This window comes from Pseudomonas sp. S2_H01 (genome assembly GCF_054668305.1).
Window position 1 is genome coordinate 6334377 of sequence record NZ_CP162756.1, and the last position, 19391, is coordinate 6353767.

A 19391-nucleotide genomic window follows, 5' to 3' on the forward strand; every position below is an offset into this window, starting at 1 on the left:
GGTCGTTATGACTCGTTTTTCTTAACCTGATGAAGTAATTGAACAATTGAGCTGGCACGGATCCTGATACCGCTTGAGTAACGGCATTGGCAATGGCCATGCCTTCACCGAACAGGAGTCACCGTCATGTTTGATTTCTTCCTCCAACCCGCCAACGTGCTGCGCCTGTCCAGCCGTGTCCTGCTGGTTGGCCTGGCCATGCTGCTGACCGGCATCGTCGGCGCCTACCTGCTGGATTTGCAACTGAACCTGTTCGCGTTGGTCAGTCTGCACGCCATGACGATCATTGGCCCGACCCTCATCAAGATCGGTTATGTCATGCGCCTGCTGTCGCAACACAATCTTCGCAAGGTCCGGGCTCAACCCGCTTACAGTCATAAGTTGGTCGCCAATTAAACGGCGCCGAGTGTTTCAAAAGTGAAACTGTCACCGCGAAAAGTTTGCCCTGCACAGCGCCGTTTATTCTGACGCCAACGGCCCGCCGGGTATCGGCGAGTCGTTTAATTTAAATGAAGTTGCGAAAAAAGGTTTTTGTTTATAGTCGAGTGGACTCGCTACGGAGCACTCGACATGGCAAGAATTCAGGGAAGAGTTCAAGAGACTTTTCCACCTTTGGTAGTGGATCTGGATGGAACTCTGCTGCGCTCGGATCTGCTCATGGAAACGGCGATGGCCTTCGTCAGAAGCCAGCCATTAAAGGTGTTCAAGCTGCTGGGCTGGCTGCTCAAGGGCAAGGCTGCGCTCAAGGAAGGCCTGGCCCTGGAGACACAGATCGATGTTTCCGTACTGCCTTATGATCCGCAGATCATTGAACTGATCACTGCCGAAAAAGCCACCGGCCGGATGATCGTGCTCGCCACGGCCAGCCACGTAAGTCTGGCCGAGCGTATTGCCGAGCACTTGCAGTTGTTTGATCTGGTGTTGGCGTCCAACGCCAACCGAAACTTGTCCGGCCGCAACAAACGCGACCTGTTAGTTGCACATTATGGCGAAGGCGCCTTCGACTACATCGGCAACTCCAAAGATGATTTGCCGATCTGGAAGGTGTCTCGCCAGGCCTATGTGGTCAACCCGGATCCCGGCGTCGAAGGGCGCGTCAAGGCGATGACTCAGGTCGAGCCGACCCTGCGCACCAACACGGCGAGCCTGCGCGACTGGCGCAGGGCGATGCGCTTGCACCAATGGCTGAAAAACGCCCTGATCTTCGTACCGTTGCTCGCGTCCCATCGATTCACCCAGTTCGACCTGATGCGCGACGGGGTGTTTGCCTTCTTCTGCTTCGGCCTCTGCGCCTCCAGCGTCTACATCCTCAATGACTTGCTGGACCTGTGCGACGACCGACACCACAAGAGCAAATGCAATCGTCCGTTCGCCAGCGGTCGCCTCTCGATCAAGGCCGGGCTGATCGCCGTGCCCACGCTCTTGCTCGCGGCATTCGGCGCAGCGCTGTTGCTTTTACCGTGGCAGTTCAGCGCTGTGATGGCGGCGTATTACGCCCTGACCCTCGCCTATTCCCTGCAACTCAAACGCCTGATGGCGGTAGACGTGATCGTTTTGGCCATGCTGTACACCTCCCGGATCATCGCCGGGGTGGCGGCATTCAACCTGACGCTGACCTTCTGGATCCTCGCGTTTTCGATGTTCATCTTCCTCAGTCTGGCGATGGTCAAGCGCTACGCCGAATTGCGCGATGCGCGGGTGCGTGACGTCACCACCATGGCCCGCGGACGCGGCTATTACCCGGGCGACCTGGACATGATCGCCTCACTGGGTGCCTCGTCGGGTTACCTGGCCGTGATGGTACTGGCGCTGTACATCCAGGACGCCAAGACCACTGCCCTGTATGTAACGCCTCACGTTATCTGGCTGGCCTGCCCGCTGCTGCTGTTCTGGGTGACCCGGGTGTGGATGCTCACCCACCGCGGGCAGATGAATGAAGACCCGGTGGTTTTCGCGATTCGCGACCGCACCAGCCAGTTGATCGGCGCCGTATTCCTCCTGATGTTCTGGATTGCCGCATGAGCACACCGCTGTATTCGTGGGGGCGTTTCCCCCGTCGTCCGCAACGTGGTCACAGTTGCGTCTGGCTGGGCGAGTTGCCCGCACACCTGAACCGGGTCATCGAGGACCACAGCAGCAGCCTGCCCTATGGCAATGGCCGCAGCTATGGCGACAGTTGTCTGGCGGCCAGCGATCAGGTGCTGCACATGCGTTCGCTCGATCGGCTGATCGAGGCGGATTGGGACGCCGGCGTGCTCAAGGTCGAGGCCGGCATCACCCTGGCCGAGGTGCTGGCGGTGGCCATTCCTCGTGGCTGGTTTCTGCCCGTAACACCGGGCACCCAGTTCGCCACGGTGGGTGGCGCCATCGCCAACGACGTTCACGGCAAGAACCATCACGTGCGCGGCACCTTTGGCCGCCACGTCCGCAGCTTCGGGCTGTTGCGCCACGGTCAGCCTGAAATGGCCTGTTCGCCCAGCGTTAACGCATCGCTGTTTTGCGCAAGCATCGGCGGCCTGGGGCTGACCGGGGTCATTCACTGGGCGCAACTGCAATTGATGCCGATCCGCGCCAGCCAGATCGACACCAGCACCGTGCGCTTCGCCCATCTGGCGGAGTTCTTCAGCCTGTCCGACGAGCTCGACGACCAACACGAATACAGCGTGGCGTGGGTGGATTGCCTGGCCAAAGGGGCCGACACCGGACGCGGGGTGTTCATCGTCGGCGACCACGCGCACTACGGCTCCCTCGAGGTGGGCAAGCGCGCGAAATTGAGCATGCCGATCACACCGCCGGTTTCGCTGATCAACTCGCTGTCCCTCAATGCATTCAACAATCTGTATTGGCGCGTGCACCCCAGTCAACGTACTCAAGGCCGCAGCGCCTACGAGCCGTTTTTCTACCCCCTCGACCGCATCCTGCACTGGAACCGCATCTACGGTCGTCGGGGGTTTCAGCAGTACCAATGCGTGATCCCGACCGCCAACGCCGAGGCCGCGATGGGCGAGCTGTTGCGGGCGATTGCCGATTCCGGGCAAGGCTCGTTTCTGGCCGTGCTCAAGCGCTGCGGCGACGTGCGTTCACCCGGCCTGTTGTCGTTCCCGATGCCGGGTACGTCACTGGCGCTGGACTTCCCGCAGAGCGAACACCTGGAAAACGTTGTATTCCCGCGTCTGGACGACATTGTCCGGGCGGCGGGAGGCCGCTTGTATCCGGCCAAGGATGCCCATATGAGCGGCGCGGACTTTCGTCAGGCGTACCCCGCCTGGGAGCGACTGGAAGCGCTGCGCGATCCCTCCCTGATGTCCCGTTTCTGGAGCCGCGTACTGTTATGAAAAACGCATCGAAAAAAGTCCTGATCATCGGCGCAACCTCGGCTATCGCCAGCGCTTGCGCCCGTCTGTGGGCCAGCGAAGGCAGCGATTTTTTCCTGGTGGCGCGCAACGTCGACAAACTGCAGCAGACCGCCGCCGACCTCAAGTCGCGCGGGGCAAAGAACGTGACCCTGCACGAAATGGACGCCAACGACATCGACGCTCACCCGCTGATGCTGGGGCGATGCCTGACCGCCCTCGGCCAGATCGACATTGCCCTGATCGCCCACGGCACCCTGCCCGATCAGAAGGCCTGCGAACGCGACGTCAATCTCGCCCTGCGCGAGTTCGCCAACAATTGCACCTCGGTCATCGCCCTGCTGACCTGCCTGGCGATGCAGTTCGAAACCCAGCGTTGCGGCAGCCTGGCGATTATCTCGTCGGTGGCCGCCGATCGCGGACGGCCTTCTAACTACCTGTATGGCAGCGCCAAGGCCGCCGTGTCGACCTATTGCGAAGGCTTGCAGGCGCGCCTTTTCAAGGTCGGGGTTCACGTCACCACGATCAAACCGGGGTTCGTCGACACACCGATGACCCAAGGCCAGTCGCTGCCCGCCGCGCTGCTCGCGCAACCGGCCCAGGTTGCGCAACGGATCGTCAAAGGCATCGCCAACAAAGTGCCCACGCTTTACGCACCGGGGTTCTGGGGCGTGATCATGCTGGTCATTCGTTCGATCCCGCAACCGGTGTTCAAGAGGCTGAACCTGTGAATCCCGCGGCTGCTCACGAGCGACTGCAGCTGTCCGGCTGGCGTTACCGCGCGGTGTTGCTCTCGGTCGTGGGGTCTGCGCTGGGTTACCTGGGCTTCTCACTGTGGGGCGGTTGGCACGCGGTGGGCGCGGCGGTGAGCGAAGTCGGTCTGATGGGCATCGTCATCGCGCTGTTCATGTCCTCGGTCAACTACGGCCTGCGTTTCGTGCGCTGGCAGACCTACCTCAAGGTACTCGGTCACCCGATGCCGTGGCGCCCGAGCCTGAACATTTACCTGGCCGGATTCGCCTTGACCACCACCCCCGGCAAGGCCGGCGAGGCCCTGCGCGGTGTGCTGCTCAAGCGCTGGGGCGTGCCGTATCCGCAGAGCTTCGCGGCGTTTTTCAGCGAGCGACTGTCGGACCTGTTCGCGGTGGTGCTGCTGACGCTGTTTGGCCTGTCGCTGTACCCCGAAGCGCTGCCGATGATCGTGGTCGGCGTCGCACTGGTGATGGTCGGTTTGCTGGTGCTGTCGCAGCGTCGTTTGCTCGAGCGCCTGACGCTGAGGGTGCCGGCCGAGGGCGGCAAGGTCATCGGGTTGCTGCGGCACTTGCTGCACGTATTGCTGCACGCCCAACAGTGTCATCGCCTGCGCCTGATGCTCGGCCTGACGCTCCTCAGCGTGATCGCCTGGAGCGCCGAAGCGTTAGCCTTCGACTGGATTCTGAAATGGATGGGCGCTGACATTCCGCTGACCTTCGCGGTGTTCGTGTACGCCCTCGCGATGCTGGCCGGTGCCGTCAGTTTCATGCCCGGCGGCCTGGGCGGCGCAGAAGCGGTGATGGTCGGTCTGCTGGTCTGGAAAGGCATGAACAGCGCCGACGCCGTGGCGGCCACGGTGCTGATCCGCCTGGCCACGCTGTGGTTCGCCGTGGCCATTGGCGCACTGATGTTGTTCAGGCTCAACGGCGAGCAGACGCCCGAAGGCCAACCGCTTCAATCACACGATTCATAGGTTAAGACAGGGACAGGAGTGCAGTTCATGGTGGCAGCAGTACGTTATCGAGCGGCGACGGTGATTCCGTTGCTGCTGGTGATCGGGGCAATCCTCGCCAGTTTTCTCGCCTCGAGCGGGCCGATTCAATGGATGGACAACGGCATCTTTCTCGCCGATGCGTCCCAAGGCGTGTATTTCAGCCAGACCCTGGGGCCGCTTGATCATCCGCTCTACCTGTTCGTGACCACCGCGCTCTATGCCGGATTTGGCCCGCTGGTGCTGAGTTTCATGAATTCACTGCTGCTCATCCCACTGGCGTGGGCCATTTACCGCCTGGCAAAAGGCGTGGGCGCCACGACGCAGCTCGCCCTGCTCTCCGCCGCCGCCGCGATCCTGTGCCATTGCGTGTTCTGGGTGTCGACCAAGGCGGAGGTCTACCTCCTGCACGTGGTGCTCGTCACGCTGGCGTACATGCTGCACGTCGATGAAAAGTTTCGCCTGGGTGCGTTGCAGAAGTTGTTCCTGATCGGCGTGCTGACCGGGCTTGCAGGCGCCATTCATCAGTTGACCTTTATCGTGCTGTTGCCGCTGTACGTGCAACTGCTGTGGCAACACAAATGGCGCACGCTGATGACGCTGCCGGGGTTTGCATTGGGTTTCAGCGTGGCGTTCCCCGGCGTCGCCAACGAGCTGCGGGCGGGCGTCGGGCTGTACGACATCGGGCATCGCTACCTGATCGGCATTCCCGACCGCGCTGCGGAACAAAGCTGGCAAGGGTCGCTGTTCCGCTTCGACGACATGTGGCACGAGAAGAACTCCGTCATGCTGTTGATGTTGTCGCTGATCGGCCCTCAGCTACTGGGGCTGTTGGTGTTCCCCAAGAACCCGAAATTGAGGCTGTTGTGGTGCGCGGCAATGATGAATTTCATCTTCGCGGTCTCCTACAACGTCACCGATCGCTTCACCTTCTTCCTGCCGGGCGCGGTACTGTTGAGCATCATCGGCGTGATGCAGCTTCAGGCCCTGTTGCAACGTACCGCAGCTGCTGCGCTGGTCAATGCCTCACCGCTGGCGGCGCCGGCGACCCTTCTGGCGGTCTTTGCCATCTACGCCAGCGGTGCGGTCAACCTGCCAACCCACAAGGAAGCGTTGCCGTTTCGGGATGACATTCACTACTTCATGGCGCCTTACCTGCGTGATCGCTCCGCCGAACAATTTGTCTTGAGCTACGAAAAATCCGCCCCCCAAGGCGCCCTTATCATCTCTGACTGGACCCCGAACGGCGCCCTGCGCTCGGCGCAGGCCGCGGGCGTGCTGCAAAACCGGACGTTTGAACTGTGCGAGGAAGTGGAGAATATCGACGCTTACCTGAAAGGACCTGGTGCTTACCTGGCGCGCACCAGTTACTGCGCAACGATCGCCGACCGGTTCGATCTGCAGACGTTGCCGCTGGGGTATGAGTTAAGGGCGAAGTAGCGCGTAATGCGTCCGCCCGCAGGGTGTGGGAGCGACACGTTTCTGGGCTCCTGAATCTGGGCGCGCCTAAGCCTTCGGCAGAAGCGGGCGAGCATCGCGTTTCAGCCTTTTGATTCCGGCCGCAGATCGAACGACACGTTCAAGGCTTTTGATTCTGGCCGTAGGAGCGCGGCTTGTCCCGCGATCTGGCGCGAAGCGGCAGTAAATTCAGGCAACTCGGTGTGCCAGAGAGACCGCATCAGCCGGGTTTGCTGCCGGTTCCCGGCAGATCGCGGGACAAGCCACGCTCCTACGCCTTCGGCAGAAGCGGACCAGCGACACGTTTCAAGGCCTTTGATTCTGGCCGCAGGGCGAACGACACTGTCAATGCTTTTGATTCTGGCCGCAGGGCGAACGACATGTTTCGAGGCTTTTGATTCTGGCCGCAGGCGAACGACACATCTCAATGCTTTTGACTTCTGCCTCAAGTGTAGGAGCGCGCTTGCCCGCGATCTGGCGCGAAGCGGCAGTAAATTCAGGCAACTCGGTGTGCCAGAAAGACCGCATCAGCCGGGTTTGCTGCCGGTCCCCGGCAGATCGCGGGCAAGCGCGCTCCTACGCCTTCGGCAGAAGCAGGCAAGCGACACGTTTAGGCCCTTGACTCTGGCCGCAGGCCGAAGGAGCGCGCTTGCCGACGGTTGAAGCGCTACCAAGCGCGCTCACCCAACATACTCAAGCCTTCTCCAACGCCTCTTCCTCGTGCATCGCCAGATGCCCGGTCTTGTCGCTTTTGACTTCGTACTGCGGCGCGTCCGGCGACGCGGGGCGGTGACGGCCCATGAGTTCGCAGTCCTGGGTATGCACCTTGGTGACTTTCCCCACCACGTGCCCGACATCGGAGTTCCAGCGCACGTGATCGCCGACCTTGAAAGCGTGAGCCATGATGCTTCTCCTCTAATCAGGGCTGCCAGAGTGTCTGGCTGCCTTCGAGTTTTCGATCGAGAAAGCTCGCCGCGCTGATCAGCGCCAGGTGACTCAACGCCTGCGGCGTGTTACCCAGATGGTGGCCGTGGGTGTCGAATTCCTCAGCGTACAGGCCCAGCGGGTTGGCGTAGCGCAGCAGTTGCTCGAACTCCAGGTGCGCCTGCTCGACGCGTCCGGCCCGTGCCAGACACTCGACGTACCAGAACGAGCACGCCACAAAGGCGCCTTCGTCACCCTCCAGGCCGTCCCCATAATCGTCGTCGTTGCGATAGCGGAACACCATGCCGTCGCGTACCAGCGTGCGCTCGATGGCTTCCAGCGTCTTGATCCACTTGGGGTCGCTGGCGCCGACAAACCTCACCAGTGGCATCAACAGCATCGACGCATCCAGGTTCTTGCTGCCCTTGTGCTGGACGAAATGCCCTAGCTCGGGGTCCCAGAAGTTGTCCCAAATGTCGTCGTGGATCGCCTGGCGTGTCTTGTCCCACTTTTCAAACGGTGCGGGCAGCGAACGCTTCAGCGACAGACGCAACGCGCGGTCCAGCGCTACCCAGCACATCAATCTGGAATGAAGGAAATGCTGATCGTCGCCACGCATTTCCCAGATGCCGACGTCCTTGGTGTTCCAGGTCTCGCACAGGTCATTGACCAGCCGACTCGCATGTTTCCAGCCTTCGTGCGAAATGGCTTCACCGTACTTGTTGGCCAAGTACACCGCATCCATCAGCTCGCCGTAGATGTCGAGTTGCGTTTGTTTAAACGCTTCATTGCCAATACGGACCGGCGTTGCGCCGCCATAACCGGACAGGTGTTCGAGGTTTTCTTCCGGGAGTTCTTCACGGCCATCCAGCGCGTACAGAATCCCCAGCCGGGTGGACTCTTCACAGCAGTCCCCCATGCGCCCGCGCACCCACTTCATGAAGTCGTTCGCCTCGTCGGTATAGCCCAGCCGCATGAACGCGTAGACCGTAAAGGACGCATCGCGAATCCAGGTGTAGCGATAGTCCCAGTTGCGCTCGCCGCCCTCTTCTTCCGGAAGTCCGAAAGTGGCGGCAGCGACGATTCCACCGTGCTTGCGTGAGGTCAGCAGCTTGAGCGCCAGCGCCGAGCGATTGACCGTTTCCCGCCACCGTCCCCGGTAATTGGAATGTCGGCTCCAGTGCTGCCAGAAATTCACCGTGCTCTTGAGGTCGCAGTCGCACCGACTGGCCTTGACCTGTTCGTCCCCAGCACCGCCCAGCATGAACTCAGCGATTTCGCCTTGCTTCATCTGGAACTCGGCAACGGCCGCCTGCCCCTCAATCGTCAATGCCGTGGTGGCAGACAGACGCAAGGCCGGCTGCGCAAGGGCGGTGAACAGCACGTCCTCGCCCGCCATCTGAGCCTGCGTGTCTGCGCGGCTGTAGTCGTGGCGCACCCGGCACAGCATGCGCACGCGCGCCGTGCCGTAGCGCACGTGAATCCGACGAACCAACCGAGGTAAATCGTCGACATCGGAGGCAATCGGCATCAAATCGGTGACCTCGACGACCGCATCCTTGGCGATCCAGCGCGTCATCAACACGTTGGTTTCCGGCAGGTACAACTGTTGCCGACGGGCGTCAGGCAACAGCGGTGACAACTGGAAGATCCCGGCGTCCGGCGTGTCGAGCAGCGCACTGAAAATGCTGGGGCTGTCGAAATCCGGCCAGCAGCAGAAATCGATGCTGCCGGTGTCGGCCACCAGCGCAGCGCTGCGCATGTCGCCGATGATGCCGTGATTCTCGATGGGGTTCTGCGCCTCGTCGCGTAAGTCGTTCTGAGGCTTTTGAGTGTGTCCCACACGGTCAACCATTGTTGCGGAACTCCGGGTACAGGCTCATGCCACCGTCGATGAAAAGCGTGGTGCCATGGACATAATCGGACGCGTCGGACGCCAGCCAGACCACGGCATTGGCGACGTCCTCAGCTTCGCCGACGCGCCCGTAGGGAATCAGCTCCAGCAATTTCTTTTCAGCGTCACCGGACGTGGCCTTTGTGTTGATCGCAGTGCGGATCGCGCCGGGCGCAATGCTGTTCACGCGGATCCGTTGCTCGCCGACTTCCTGGGCGATGCTGCGCATCAGCAGGTCCACGCCGCCTTTGGACGCCGCGTAATTGACGTGCCCGGCCCACGGGATCACCTGATGCACCGAGCTCATGTGGATGATCTTCCCCAGCGCGCGGGAGACCTCGGGGCGTATTTCCTGCCGTGCGAACTGGCGCAAGGCGGCGCGCGCGCAGAGGAACTGGCCGGTGAGATTCACGTTGATGACGGTGTTCCAGTCCTCAAGGGTCATCTCGGCGATGGGCGAATCTTTCTGCAGACCGGAATTGGCGATGAGGATGTCGAGCCTGCCAAACGCCTTGAGCGTTTCGGCGAACAGCTTCTCGACCTCGTCCTCCCTGGACACATCAGCACCCACAGCAACGGCCTGGCCACCTGCGGCACGTATCTGCTCAGCCAATTTTTCGGCGGGTTCGGGCTGGGAGTGGTAGTTGATCACCACGGCCGCGCCGGCGTCTGCCAACCCTTGGGCTGCGCCCGCTCCAAGTCCCGAACTGGCGCCGGTGACCAGCGCAACCTGGCCCTTCAAGGAAATCTGCATGGAATGTCGAGCCTCATGATGAGCATTTCAATGCTGACTGACGGGGCTCGGAGTAAGTTCATTGGGATTGATCTCACTTAGGCACAAGCGTTGGGGTAGACCGCTTGAACGGGCCTGGAGCAGACGAACGCAATGCCGCAGGTGCAGGGGTGCTGTGCTGAATGACTCCGCGTTCGTCCGAAATGCGGCCCATACCGTCGTAACCTCCGACGTCTCCTACCGTTGAGTCTCCCTCACCGGTTAACCCCCTCGGCCCTCGAAACATCGGGTTGCGCTGGACGTGAACCAATGGCGCTCCATAAACTGTTGCCCATCATTTCGTTACAAAATGGATGACACATGCCGCGCTACGGGGACGATTTATGAATCGCAATGAGCTGCGCAAGGCCGATATCAACCTGATGGTGGTGTTCGAAACCTTGATGCAGGAGCGCAACGTGACCCGTGCCGCCGAGAAACTGTTCCTCGGCCAACCCACCATCAGCGCCGCCTTGAACCGCCTTCGTGCATTGTTTAACGACCCGTTGTTCATCCGCGTCGGCCACCGGATGGAGCCCACGGCGCGGGCCAACGAGATCATTCATCATCTGTCGCCCGCGCTCGACGCAATGTCCGTGGCCTTGAGCCTGACCCGCGACTTCGACCCGGCCAGCAGCGACATGACCTTTCGCATCGGCCTTTCCGACGACGTCGAGTACAGCCTGTTGCCGCCTTTGCTGCGCGCGATCCGCCAGGAAGCGCCGGACATTGTCATCGTCATCAAACAGGTCAATTTCTGGAATGTCTCGGAATTGCTCATGTCCGGCGAGATCACTGTCGCGGTGTGCCTGACCCGCGAGCTGCCGGCCAATGCCAAGCGAAAACTGCTGCGCACCATGCAGCCGATGGTGGCGCGGGCCGATGATTCGCAGGAACCGATGACGCTCGACGAATACTGCTCACGGCCACATGTGGTGGTGTCTCACGTGGCCAACATTTCGAGCTTCGCCGATGAATGGCTGGCAGCGATCGGACGCAAGCGCAAAGCGGTGCTGTCCGTGCCGCAATACAGCACACTGCCGGCCCTGATGGCGGGCACCGACCTGCTGTGTAACCTGCCGGATCACCTGACGCTGGCGTTGAACAAGACGGGGGTGTTGCGAGGAGAGCCGCTGCCGTTCATCACGCCCAATCTGGAGCTGTCGATGGTCTGGCTGAGCGTGATGGACAGCGACCCCGCCGAACGCTGGCTGCGCAAACGACTGGAGCAGTTCATGGGGGATCACAGCACGATCACCCCTGCCCCGCTGGGATGATCGTATGAACCACAACGTGTAGGAGCCGGCCTGCTGGCGAATGCGGTGGGCCAGTCATGAAGATGTCGACTGGCCTTTTGCATTCGCCAGCAAGCCGGCTCCTACCTGTGTTTCGTTAGGCAGTGAAGCCTGCGAACGCTGGCTGCCTGACACAATCGCGTCGCAGGGTTTGACTATGGCTTCGCAGTCGGTCCTCGAATGCGGCCCAGACACCACCCACGCGCCTACAGATGACGGCGTCCTTGCCGTCAATGGCCTACAGCCTCAGCCGAAACGACCGGTGATGTAGTCTTCGGTCTGGGTCTTGGACGGCTTGGTGAAGATGGTGTCGGTGTCGCCGTGTTCGATCAATTCGCCCATGAACATGAACGCGGTGTAGTCCGAGCAGCGCGCTGCCTGTTGCATGTTGTGGGTCACGATGACCACGGTGAACTGCTCTTTGAGCTCGGTGATCAGCTGCTCGATACGGCCGGTGGAGATCGGGTCGAGCGCCGAGGTCGGTTCGTCGAGCAGCAACACTTGTGGACGCAGCGCGATGGTCCGTGCGATGCACAGACGCTGTTGCTGACCACCGGACAGGCTTTGTGCGCTTTGCTTGAGCTTGTCTTTCACTTCGTCCCACAACGCGGCGCCACGCAAGGCTTCTTCCACACGCTCTTCCATCTCGCGGCGGGAGAGTTTTTCGTGGTGACGCACGGCGTAGGCGATGTTGTCGTAGATCGACATCGGGAACGGCACCGGCTTCTGGAACACCATGCCGACGTGGCTGCGCAGGCGGTTCATCGAATAGCCAGGGGCCAGGATGTTTTCGCCGTTCAGGATCACTTCACCCTTGGCTTCCTGCTTCGGGTACATGGAATAAATGCGGTTGAACACGCGCAACAAGGTCGACTTGCCGCAACCCGACGGGCCGATGATCGCGGTGATGCGCTTCTCGGGAATGGTCATGTCGACCGACTTCAGCGAGCGATGACCGTCGTAGAAGAAATCGAGGCCGCGTACCTGAATCTTGGTTTTTTCGTCGGCAAGGGAAAGGTTATTCATCAGGATGCCTTATTGCGCAAAAGGAGAAGACGGGAACTGAGGCTCAACACCAGAACGAACAAGGTCAGAATCAAGGCACCGGCCCATGCCAGGGAATGCCAGTCATCGAACGGGCTCATCGCGTACTGGAAAATCACCACGGGAACGCTTGCAATCGGTTTGAGAACGTTGCTGCTCCAGAACTGGTTACCGAAGGCGGTGAACAGCAAGGGGGCGGTTTCGCCTGTGATGCGAGCAAGGGCCAGCAACACACCGGTGACCACGCCGGCCTTGGCGGCACGCAGCACGATCTGCAAGGTCAGTTTCCACTGCGGCACACCGAGTGCCAGTGCGGCTTCGCGCATGGTCGACGGTTGCAGCTGGAGCATTTCATCGGTGGTGCGAACCACCACCGGAATCACCAGCAAGGCCAGGGCCAGCGCGCCAGCAATGGCGGAGAAGCCGACCTGGTGGTTGGTCAGGGCGCTGACCGGCAGGATGACGGCGGTGTAAACGAACAGACCCAGCACGATCGATGGCGCCGACAGCAGAATGTCGTTGATGAAGCGAACCGCGTTGCCGAGCTTGGAATGACGGGCGAACTCCGCCAGCCAGATGCCGGCCATCAGGCCGATCGGCGTACCGATCAACAGGCCGATGCCGGACATCAGGAAGCTGCCATAAAAGGCGTTGGCCAGACCGCCCGCCGAACCCGGGGGCGGGGTCATGTCGGTAAACAGGCGCAGGTTCAGTGCCTGGAAACCGTTGATGATGGTGGTCAGCAGGATCCACACCAGCCACAGCAAACCGAAGACGGTGGCGCCGCAGCTGAGGACCATCGCGATCATGTTCTTGAAGGCGCGGGCCCGGTACAGGTTTTCGTTATCGGCCTTACTCATAGACCCTCCTTGCGCGACAGACGGGACAGCATCAGACGGGCAATCGCCAGCACGATGAAAGTGACGACAAACAGCAGGAAGCCCAACGCGATCAGCGACGAACGATGCAGGTCGGTGTAAGCCTCGCTGAACTCGTTGGCGATCACCGAGGCAATCGAGCTGCTCGGCATCATCAGGGACGCGGAGAACTGGTGAGCATTACCGAGTACGAAGGTCACGGCCATGGTTTCACCCAGTGCGCGACCCAGACCCAGGAAAATCCCGCCGACCACAGCCGAACGGGTATAGGGCAGAACGATGTCCCAGACCACTTCCCAGGTCGTGCCGCCGAGTGCGTACGCCGACTCTTTGAGCGCGATGGGTACGCTGCGGAACACTTCAGTCATCACCGAAGTAATGAACGGCGTGATCATGATGGCCAGGACGATACCGGCCGTCAGCATGCCGATGCCCAGTGGCGGCCCCTGGAAGATCTGACCGATCAGCGGCAGTGCGCCGAGGTTGTCGTTGATCCACGGCGCCATGTATTCGGCCATGAACGGGCCGAACACGAACAGGCCCCACATGCCGTAGATAATCGAAGGAATGCCCGCCAGCAGTTCGACCGCGGAGGCAATCGGCATCCGCAACCATGGCGGCGCCACTTCAGTCAGAAAAATCGCGATGCCGAAACTCACCGGAACGGCGATCAGCAGCGCGAGAAAGGATGTCACCAAGGTGCCGTAGATCGGGACCAACGCGCCGAAATGGCCGTTGACCGCATCCCATTCAGTGCTGGTAAGAAATTCAAAGCCAAACGTTTTAAACGCCAGGGCACCGCCCCAGAGTGTCGAGCCGGCGATGCTCGCCAGCAACAGCAGCACCAACAGAGCCGCTCCCAGCATCGTGCGCCGGAACCAGGCGTCGTGTCGGTGATCGCGGGCCGCGCGTTTTTCGCTCTCGGATGTCGCATCCGGAATCACAGCGGACATATATTGGGTGTTTTCAGTCATGGTGGGTCCACTCGCAAGGAAACCCTGTCATCGAGCGCTCGATGACAGGGGTAAGCCGGATTACGTCGAGTTACTTGGTGAACTCGGTTTTCCAGTAGTTTTCGATCTTGCTGACCAGCGATTTAGGCAGAGCTACGTATTCCAGCGACTCAGCCTGGGCCTGACCTTTTTCCAGGGACCATTTGAAGAAGTCGAAAGCGGCCGCGCTTTTCTCGGCGTTTTTCGGCTGCTTGTACATGATGATCCAAGTGGTGGCAGTGATTGGCCATGCAGCATCGCCAGGGGCGTTGGTCATGATCAGGTTGAAGTCTTTGGCGCTCGCCCAGTCGGCGGTGTCGGCAGCCGCGGCGAAGGCTTTGGCGTCAGGCTTGATGAATTTGCCAGCAGCGTTTTCCAGCTGGGTGTAAGCGATCTTGTTCTGGGTTGCGTAGGAGTACTCGACGTAACCGATCGAACCCTTGATCTGTTTTACGTAGGCAGACACACCTTCGTTACCCTTGCCACCCACACCGACTGGCCACTGAACGGCAGAACCAGTGCCAGGACCGGATTTCCACGCCTCGCTGACTTTGCTCAGGTAGCTGGTGAAGTTAAAGGACGTGCCCGAGCCGTCAGAGCGGTGAACGACGGTGATAGCGGTGTCAGGCAGTTTTACGCCAGAGTTCAGCGCGACGATCGCTGGATCGTTCCACTTGGTGATTTTGGCCTGGAAGATGTCAGCCAGAACCTGGCCGCTCAGCTTCAGGCCGTTAGCCTCGATGCCTTCCAGGTTGACCACTGGAACAATACCGCCGATCACGCTTGGGAACTGACCCAAGCCTGCGGCTTTCAAGTCTTCTGCGGACAGAGGAGCGTCGGATGCGCCGAAGTCAACAGTCGCCGCCTTGATCTGAGCGATACCGCCGCCCGAACCGATCGACTGATAGTTGACGCGATTATCGGAGCTTTTGCTGTAGTCCTGCGCCCATTTGGAGATGACTGGGAACACGAAGCTCGAACCAGCACCAGTGACGTCCGTAGCGTGTGCCATTCCAGTCAGGCACATCGAAGCCAGCAGGAGCGACAGGCGTGTTTTTGTCAGCAGATTCACGGCAATACCTCAGCAGAAGAATTTGTGTGTGTGCGGTCACATTGAAGACCCGATGCAGATTTAAAACCCGAAACATTTCTGTTTGATGACAGTCTTTAGACATAGGTCGAAATCTGCCCCGTGCTGTAGGCGATTTCTTACAGGCTGTAAAAACGAAACCCCCGGTTTCATTGAAGAAATCGGGGGTTGTCTACTGCTGAAGAATTTAATATCAATGCGCCACACAGCGCCGTAAAAACCGCTCTTCTCAGCCTTTTTCGGCGCGAATTGTGACAATTACAAGGCAAAAAAACGCTTGAGCGTGCGTCTCGACTGGAGACGTTTATTTCGCGATGGCCGCCTTCGCCCGATTTGTTTCGAAGTTTTGCGATTCCTGCTTTTCATCCGCCACACAGGTGGTTTGCGGCTCATGGCGATAGCGGGCTTGGTCGCTTGTCACGTGACGCCGGCCTCGCCGGAAAAACGCTGACCGTCTGTCGGCAAGACTGCACCTCTGCTGATGGCCACCAGACCAATGTGTATCCACGACCACAATAGGGATTCACATCATGATCAAGACAAAACTGACTGCCCTGACCCTGGCAAGCCTGCTCGCCGTCGCGACGGGCTCCGCATTTGCCGGCTCCACCGGCCCGACTGATCCAGTCGACTCGAACACCACTGGCCCACGTACCAGCAGCCAAGGTCCTAACACCGATGGCACGCCAAAAACCGGCACCAGCTCCACACCCGGCACTAAAGGCATGGGCAGTTCCAACGGCAATGGCACGGCCGGCCAAGGTGGTGGCATGAGCAATGGAAATGGCATGGGCGGCAGCGGTGGCGGCACCAGCGGCGGCGGCGATGGATCCAGCGGCAGTAAATAAATAAGCCAAACTTGCCTATCTATCGAGCTTGATCACGACAGCGTACGTACGTTCCGCACAAGGGGACGAATCCGCTGAAACCGTGACCAAGCTTGATCATTTTCTTCCTCCATCCCGTGTCAACTCCCTCCTCCCTGATTGGTCTTCTCGTCAATAGCCTTATTGGATACTGGCAATTGCTGCGGTCCCCACTACTATGGCAACGGTTGAGAAACGATCTCGGTGCGATGGAGAACCCGCATGACCCCGGAAAACCAGGAAGCCAGCAATACCGTTCGAATTCACGCAGCCCACGGCCGCTCGCAAGAACTGGGCGAATATTTGCAAACGGTCGTCAGTAACCTCCAGCGCCTGCCCGGTTGCCAACAGAGCGCCCTGAGCCAGGATGAGAACGACAGCAACGTGTGGGTGATCAGCGTTCAGTGGGAATCCTGCCAGGCCATGGCAGAACACTTTGCCAAACCGAGTAATGAGAACCTCAACGGCCTGCTGATCAATCAATTCGTGCGCCAGGTGGCGTTCGAGAGCGACATCGAACGCTGCAGTCTGCCCGGTACGCGCTGACCAATGTCTGTGTCGATGTCGGGCGACGGATGAACATCCACTTTAGAAAAGCCGCTTAATTGCCTGTTAACTAAACCAATCGTCAGAAAAGCCGCCGTAAGCGGCCTGATTGCGCGCGTTAAGTGGCGAACTGAAAATCACGGATTATCCTTTGCGTCTTGCGGGCCCGTTGGCGTTATGACTGCTTGAAGTAACAGCCGACTGCCTCAAAGACCCCAGAGGTAATGCCATTATGAGAGTGATAAGTCTAAGTCTGATCGCACTGGCGGTTTCAGCAGGATATGTCCAATCCGTAGAAGCAGAACCCTTCGTCAGTGACCAGGCCGACGCCAAAGGCTTTGTCGAAGACGCAAAACTGAATGTGCTGTTGCGCAACTATTACTTCAATCGCGATGGAAAAAGTGGCGCTCAGGATCGACGTGACTGGTCCCAGGCGGCCATGGCCAACTTCAGTTCCGGGTTCACACCGGGCACCGTCGGTTTCGGCGTCGATGCTTACGGCTGGTACGGCCTGAAACTGGATGGAGGCGCCGGGCACTCGGGCACCGGCAACATCCCGGTGGACAGCAGCGGCAGTCCGGAAGACGAGTTTTCAACCGCCGGCGGCGCCCTTAAAGCGCGTATATCCAAGACCGAACTCAAATGGGGGACCTTGCAACCCACCGCACCGGTATTCGCAGCGGGCGGTACACGGCTTTTCCCTCAAACGGCGACAGGCTTCAGTTTACAAAGCAGTGAAATCACTGGCCTGGATCTGGAGGGAGGACACTTCACCGCCGGTAACGGTCCGCAGCATACAAGCGCCAGTAGAGAGCTTTTTGCCAGTTATGCCAACGTCACCACTAACAGCGTCGACTTTGTCGGTGGCAAGTACGCCATCAATGACGCGTTCAGCGTGCAAGTGTATGGATCGGAGTTTGAAGACATCTGGCGTCAGTATTACGGTAACGCCAACTATGTACTGGCCATGCCAAGCGATCAGTCGCTGACCTTCGATTTCAATATTTACCGCACGCTCGATGAAGGTCAGGCCAAGGCCGGCAGCATCGATAACACCACGTGGTCATTGGCCGCCGCCTATAACTTCATGGCCGGTCACACCTTTACCCTCGCCTACCAGAAAGTGCACGGGGACGAGCCGTTCGACTATGTAGCGTTCGGCGATAACGGTCCCGGCACGACCGGCGATTCGATCTTTCTGGCCAACTCCATTCAGTACTCCGACTTCAATGGCCCGGGCGAGAAATCCTGGCAGGCGCGATACGACCTGGCCATGAGCGCGTACGGTATTCCGGGGCTGAGTTTCATGGCCCGCTATGCCAACGGCCGCGACATCGACGGGACCAAAATGGCCGTGGACAGCCCCTACCGAGCCTATGGCTATGGCGAGGACGGCAAGCACCACGAAACCAACCTGGAAGCCAAGTACGTGATACAGGACGGGCCGGCCAAAGACTTGTCGTTGCGCATCCGTCAGGCGTGGCATCGCGGCAATGCAGATCAGGCCGAAGGCGATCAGAACGAGTTTCGCCTGATCGTGGATTACCCCATTTCAGTCCTGTGAAAGCCCGGATGTGAAATTGGCCTCATGATCTTTCCCCGGATTGGCGGTGTGACGGATGGGCACGCAGGCATAGCGTGTCATCTGTCACTTCGTTCACTGAGGACCGATCATGAACCCGATAAAATTGCTTGCCGCCAGCCTCTCTTGCCTGGCCCTTTCGCTGCCCATGTCCTTCAACGCGCAAGCCCACGACGCCGAACACGAGAAAGTCACCGTGCTGGAGACTCACCCGATGCTCAACGCACCGGGTAAAAAAGCCATGGTGCTGACCGTTGACTACAAACCGGGGCAAGTGTCCATTCCCCACAGCCACAGCGGCAGCGCGATTGCCTATGTGCTGGAGGGCGAGGTGATTTCGCGGGTCAACGACGGCAAGGCGATCACTTACAAGGCCGGTCAGACCTGGTACGAGCCTGCCGGTTCGAAGCACTACGAATCCAGAAACGCCAGCACCACCCAGCCGGCGAAACTGCTGGTGTTCATCCTGCTGGACGACAACGGTGAAATCCTGACCCCTCTGCCCAAATAACAGGCCCCGATCCATCGTGTGCCGCTCTGGCGCGCGGCACCGCTGGTCAGCGCGGGTGTTTCAAAAACTAAACATTCTTCCATCGGTGTCGATAAGCCATCAGTAGAGCCCGAAAAGTGGGCCGGACTTGATGAGTGAAAGGCACAGGTATGTACGACATTTTTCTGCTGGTAGAACATGGCCGCGATCAGGGCGAAGTGTCTGTGATCGGTTGGTTCGATGACGAACGCGCAGCGAAAGACACCGCAGAAGCGATGGAGTGGAAAGCGTATCGCGAAGAGTCCAAGCGCCAGCATCAATGGTCCAGCCAGCCGCTGCTGCCACCGAATGAAACCTCACACCGGCGATTTTGGGTCAAAGGCATCTCGAAATTTACCCACACCCCCGCGCCACGGTCCTGGGCGGTGCATTAAGCGTTGCGGACCGGTAACTTTTCCTACGA

General features: G+C 59.7%; 19 protein-coding genes. 12 read left to right on the plus strand and 7 right to left on the minus strand.

Going from position 1 to position 19391, the window contains the following annotated elements; genetic code table 11:
* Positions 1-126 precede the first annotated feature (126 nt).
* The 6 genes from AB4N84_RS28565 to AB4N84_RS28590 all read left to right on the plus strand — a co-directional run bounded on the left by AB4N84_RS28565 (position 127) and on the right by AB4N84_RS28590 (position 6537).
* Positions 127-396 (plus strand): transmembrane sensor/regulator PpyR, encoded by a 270-nt coding sequence (locus AB4N84_RS28565; RefSeq protein WP_074753328.1) that lies wholly within the window; start codon positions 127-129, stop codon positions 394-396.
* 174 nt (positions 397-570) lie between these two features.
* Positions 571-2022 (plus strand): UbiA family prenyltransferase, encoded by a 1452-nt coding sequence (locus AB4N84_RS28570; protein WP_460044333.1) that lies wholly within the window; start codon positions 571-573, stop codon positions 2020-2022.
* Positions 2019-3335, plus strand: coding sequence for an FAD-binding oxidoreductase (locus tag AB4N84_RS28575; RefSeq protein ID WP_460044334.1), 1317 nt, complete (start codon positions 2019-2021; stop codon positions 3333-3335). The genes AB4N84_RS28570 and AB4N84_RS28575 overlap by 4 nt, the downstream gene beginning before the upstream one ends.
* Positions 3332-4084: an SDR family oxidoreductase gene (locus AB4N84_RS28580; protein WP_460044335.1), complete on the plus strand. Its 753-nt coding sequence runs from the start codon at positions 3332-3334 to the stop codon at positions 4082-4084. Before AB4N84_RS28575 ends, AB4N84_RS28580 begins: the two co-directional genes overlap by 4 nt.
* Complete coding sequence (locus tag AB4N84_RS28585) at positions 4081-5079, plus strand: lysylphosphatidylglycerol synthase transmembrane domain-containing protein (RefSeq protein ID WP_460044337.1); 999 nt, start codon at positions 4081-4083, stop codon at positions 5077-5079. Before AB4N84_RS28580 ends, AB4N84_RS28585 begins: the two co-directional genes overlap by 4 nt.
* 27 nt (positions 5080-5106) lie before the next feature.
* On the plus strand, positions 5107-6537 hold the full coding sequence (locus AB4N84_RS28590; RefSeq protein ID WP_460044338.1) for a DUF2723 domain-containing protein: 1431 nt from the start codon (positions 5107-5109) through the stop codon (positions 6535-6537).
* A gap of 711 nt (positions 6538-7248) precedes the next feature.
* Here AB4N84_RS28590 and AB4N84_RS28595 read toward each other — a convergent pair.
* Genes AB4N84_RS28595 through AB4N84_RS28605 form a run of 3 tightly spaced genes read right to left on the minus strand, consistent with a single transcriptional unit; the run spans position 7249 to position 10127 of the window.
* The gene (locus AB4N84_RS28595) at positions 7249-7458 is read right to left on the minus strand and encodes a hypervirulence associated TUDOR domain-containing protein (protein WP_460044340.1); all 210 of its coding nucleotides are present in this window, start codon (positions 7456-7458) and stop codon (positions 7249-7251) included.
* Positions 7459-7474: 16 nt separating this feature from the next.
* Positions 7475-9334 (minus strand): glycoside hydrolase family 15 protein, encoded by a 1860-nt coding sequence (locus AB4N84_RS28600; protein WP_460044341.1) that lies wholly within the window; start codon positions 9332-9334, stop codon positions 7475-7477.
* On the minus strand, positions 9327-10127 hold the full coding sequence (locus AB4N84_RS28605) for an SDR family oxidoreductase (protein ID WP_460044342.1): 801 nt from the start codon (positions 10125-10127) through the stop codon (positions 9327-9329). The genes AB4N84_RS28600 and AB4N84_RS28605 overlap by 8 nt, the downstream gene beginning before the upstream one ends.
* Before the next feature lie 362 nt (positions 10128-10489).
* On the opposite strand from AB4N84_RS28605, the gene AB4N84_RS28610 reads away from it, so the two are divergent.
* Positions 10490-11422: a LysR family transcriptional regulator gene (locus tag AB4N84_RS28610; protein WP_074753337.1), complete on the plus strand. Its 933-nt coding sequence runs from the start codon at positions 10490-10492 to the stop codon at positions 11420-11422.
* A 264-nt stretch (positions 11423-11686) separates the two neighbouring features.
* On the opposite strand, the gene pstB is transcribed toward AB4N84_RS28610, so the two are convergent.
* The 4 genes from pstB to pstS all read right to left on the minus strand — a co-directional run bounded on the left by pstB (position 11687) and on the right by pstS (position 15426).
* Positions 11687-12466, minus strand: coding sequence for a phosphate ABC transporter ATP-binding protein PstB (gene pstB / locus AB4N84_RS28615; RefSeq protein WP_062387611.1), 780 nt, complete (start codon positions 12464-12466; stop codon positions 11687-11689).
* The gene (pstA, locus tag AB4N84_RS28620) at positions 12466-13344 is read right to left on the minus strand and encodes a phosphate ABC transporter permease PstA (protein ID WP_074753338.1); all 879 of its coding nucleotides are present in this window, start codon (positions 13342-13344) and stop codon (positions 12466-12468) included. Before pstA ends, pstB begins: the two co-directional genes overlap by 1 nt.
* Positions 13341-14336 carry a phosphate ABC transporter permease subunit PstC gene (gene pstC / locus AB4N84_RS28625; protein ID WP_460044344.1) on the minus strand — a complete coding sequence of 332 codons (996 nt, stop codon included), beginning with the start codon at positions 14334-14336 and terminating at the stop codon, positions 13341-13343. The genes pstA and pstC overlap by 4 nt, the downstream gene beginning before the upstream one ends.
* A 70-nt stretch (positions 14337-14406) precedes the next feature.
* Positions 14407-15426: a phosphate ABC transporter substrate-binding protein PstS gene (gene pstS, locus AB4N84_RS28630; RefSeq protein ID WP_460044345.1), complete on the minus strand. Its 1020-nt coding sequence runs from the start codon at positions 15424-15426 to the stop codon at positions 14407-14409.
* A gap of 548 nt (positions 15427-15974) precedes the next feature.
* On the opposite strand from pstS, the gene AB4N84_RS28635 reads away from it, so the two are divergent.
* The 5 genes from AB4N84_RS28635 to AB4N84_RS28655 all read left to right on the plus strand — a co-directional run bounded on the left by AB4N84_RS28635 (position 15975) and on the right by AB4N84_RS28655 (position 19362).
* Complete coding sequence (locus AB4N84_RS28635; RefSeq protein ID WP_460044347.1) at positions 15975-16292, plus strand: hypothetical protein; 318 nt, start codon at positions 15975-15977, stop codon at positions 16290-16292.
* 240 nt (positions 16293-16532) lie between these two features.
* Positions 16533-16856 carry a putative quinol monooxygenase gene (locus AB4N84_RS28640; protein ID WP_460044348.1) on the plus strand — a complete coding sequence of 108 codons (324 nt, stop codon included), beginning with the start codon at positions 16533-16535 and terminating at the stop codon, positions 16854-16856.
* A 232-nt stretch (positions 16857-17088) separates the two neighbouring features.
* Positions 17089-18420: an OprD family porin gene (locus tag AB4N84_RS28645; protein ID WP_460044350.1), complete on the plus strand. Its 1332-nt coding sequence runs from the start codon at positions 17089-17091 to the stop codon at positions 18418-18420.
* 109 nt (positions 18421-18529) lie between these two features.
* A complete protein-coding gene (locus tag AB4N84_RS28650) occupies positions 18530-18949 on the plus strand; it encodes a cupin domain-containing protein (protein ID WP_143024391.1) in 420 nt (139 codons plus the stop codon).
* A gap of 149 nt (positions 18950-19098) precedes the next feature.
* Entirely contained in the window at positions 19099-19362 is a 264-nt protein-coding gene (locus AB4N84_RS28655) for a hypothetical protein (protein WP_074753344.1), read from the plus strand.
* Positions 19363-19391 lie beyond the last annotated feature (29 nt).

What these genes read in the sequence shown, in the direction of transcription:
- AB4N84_RS28565 (WP_074753328.1), top strand. Translation starts at nt 127, where the DNA reads ATGTTTGATTTCTTCCTCCAACCCGCCAACGTGCTGCGCCTGTCCAGC.
- AB4N84_RS28570 (WP_460044333.1), top strand. Translation starts at nt 571, where the DNA reads ATGGCAAGAATTCAGGGAAGAGTTCAAGAGACTTTTCCACCTTTGGTA.
- AB4N84_RS28575 (WP_460044334.1), top strand. Translation starts at nt 2,019, where the DNA reads ATGAGCACACCGCTGTATTCGTGGGGGCGTTTCCCCCGTCGTCCGCAA.
- AB4N84_RS28580 (WP_460044335.1), top strand. Translation starts at nt 3,332, where the DNA reads ATGAAAAACGCATCGAAAAAAGTCCTGATCATCGGCGCAACCTCGGCT.
- AB4N84_RS28590 (WP_460044338.1), top strand. Translation starts at nt 5,107, where the DNA reads ATGGTGGCAGCAGTACGTTATCGAGCGGCGACGGTGATTCCGTTGCTG.
- AB4N84_RS28595 (WP_460044340.1), bottom strand. Translation starts at nt 7,458, where the DNA reads ATGGCTCACGCTTTCAAGGTCGGCGATCACGTGCGCTGGAACTCCGAT.
- AB4N84_RS28600 (WP_460044341.1), bottom strand. Translation starts at nt 9,334, where the DNA reads ATGGTTGACCGTGTGGGACACACTCAAAAGCCTCAGAACGACTTACGC.
- AB4N84_RS28605 (WP_460044342.1), bottom strand. Translation starts at nt 10,127, where the DNA reads ATGCAGATTTCCTTGAAGGGCCAGGTTGCGCTGGTCACCGGCGCCAGT.
- AB4N84_RS28610 (WP_074753337.1), top strand. Translation starts at nt 10,490, where the DNA reads ATGAATCGCAATGAGCTGCGCAAGGCCGATATCAACCTGATGGTGGTG.
- pstB (WP_062387611.1), bottom strand. Translation starts at nt 12,466, where the DNA reads ATGAATAACCTTTCCCTTGCCGACGAAAAAACCAAGATTCAGGTACGC.
- pstA (WP_074753338.1), bottom strand. Translation starts at nt 13,344, where the DNA reads ATGAGTAAGGCCGATAACGAAAACCTGTACCGGGCCCGCGCCTTCAAG.
- pstC (WP_460044344.1), bottom strand. Translation starts at nt 14,336, where the DNA reads ATGACTGAAAACACCCAATATATGTCCGCTGTGATTCCGGATGCGACA.
- AB4N84_RS28635 (WP_460044347.1), top strand. Translation starts at nt 15,975, where the DNA reads ATGATCAAGACAAAACTGACTGCCCTGACCCTGGCAAGCCTGCTCGCC.
- AB4N84_RS28640 (WP_460044348.1), top strand. Translation starts at nt 16,533, where the DNA reads ATGACCCCGGAAAACCAGGAAGCCAGCAATACCGTTCGAATTCACGCA.
- AB4N84_RS28645 (WP_460044350.1), top strand. Translation starts at nt 17,089, where the DNA reads ATGAGAGTGATAAGTCTAAGTCTGATCGCACTGGCGGTTTCAGCAGGA.
- AB4N84_RS28650 (WP_143024391.1), top strand. Translation starts at nt 18,530, where the DNA reads ATGAACCCGATAAAATTGCTTGCCGCCAGCCTCTCTTGCCTGGCCCTT.
- AB4N84_RS28655 (WP_074753344.1), top strand. Translation starts at nt 19,099, where the DNA reads ATGTACGACATTTTTCTGCTGGTAGAACATGGCCGCGATCAGGGCGAA.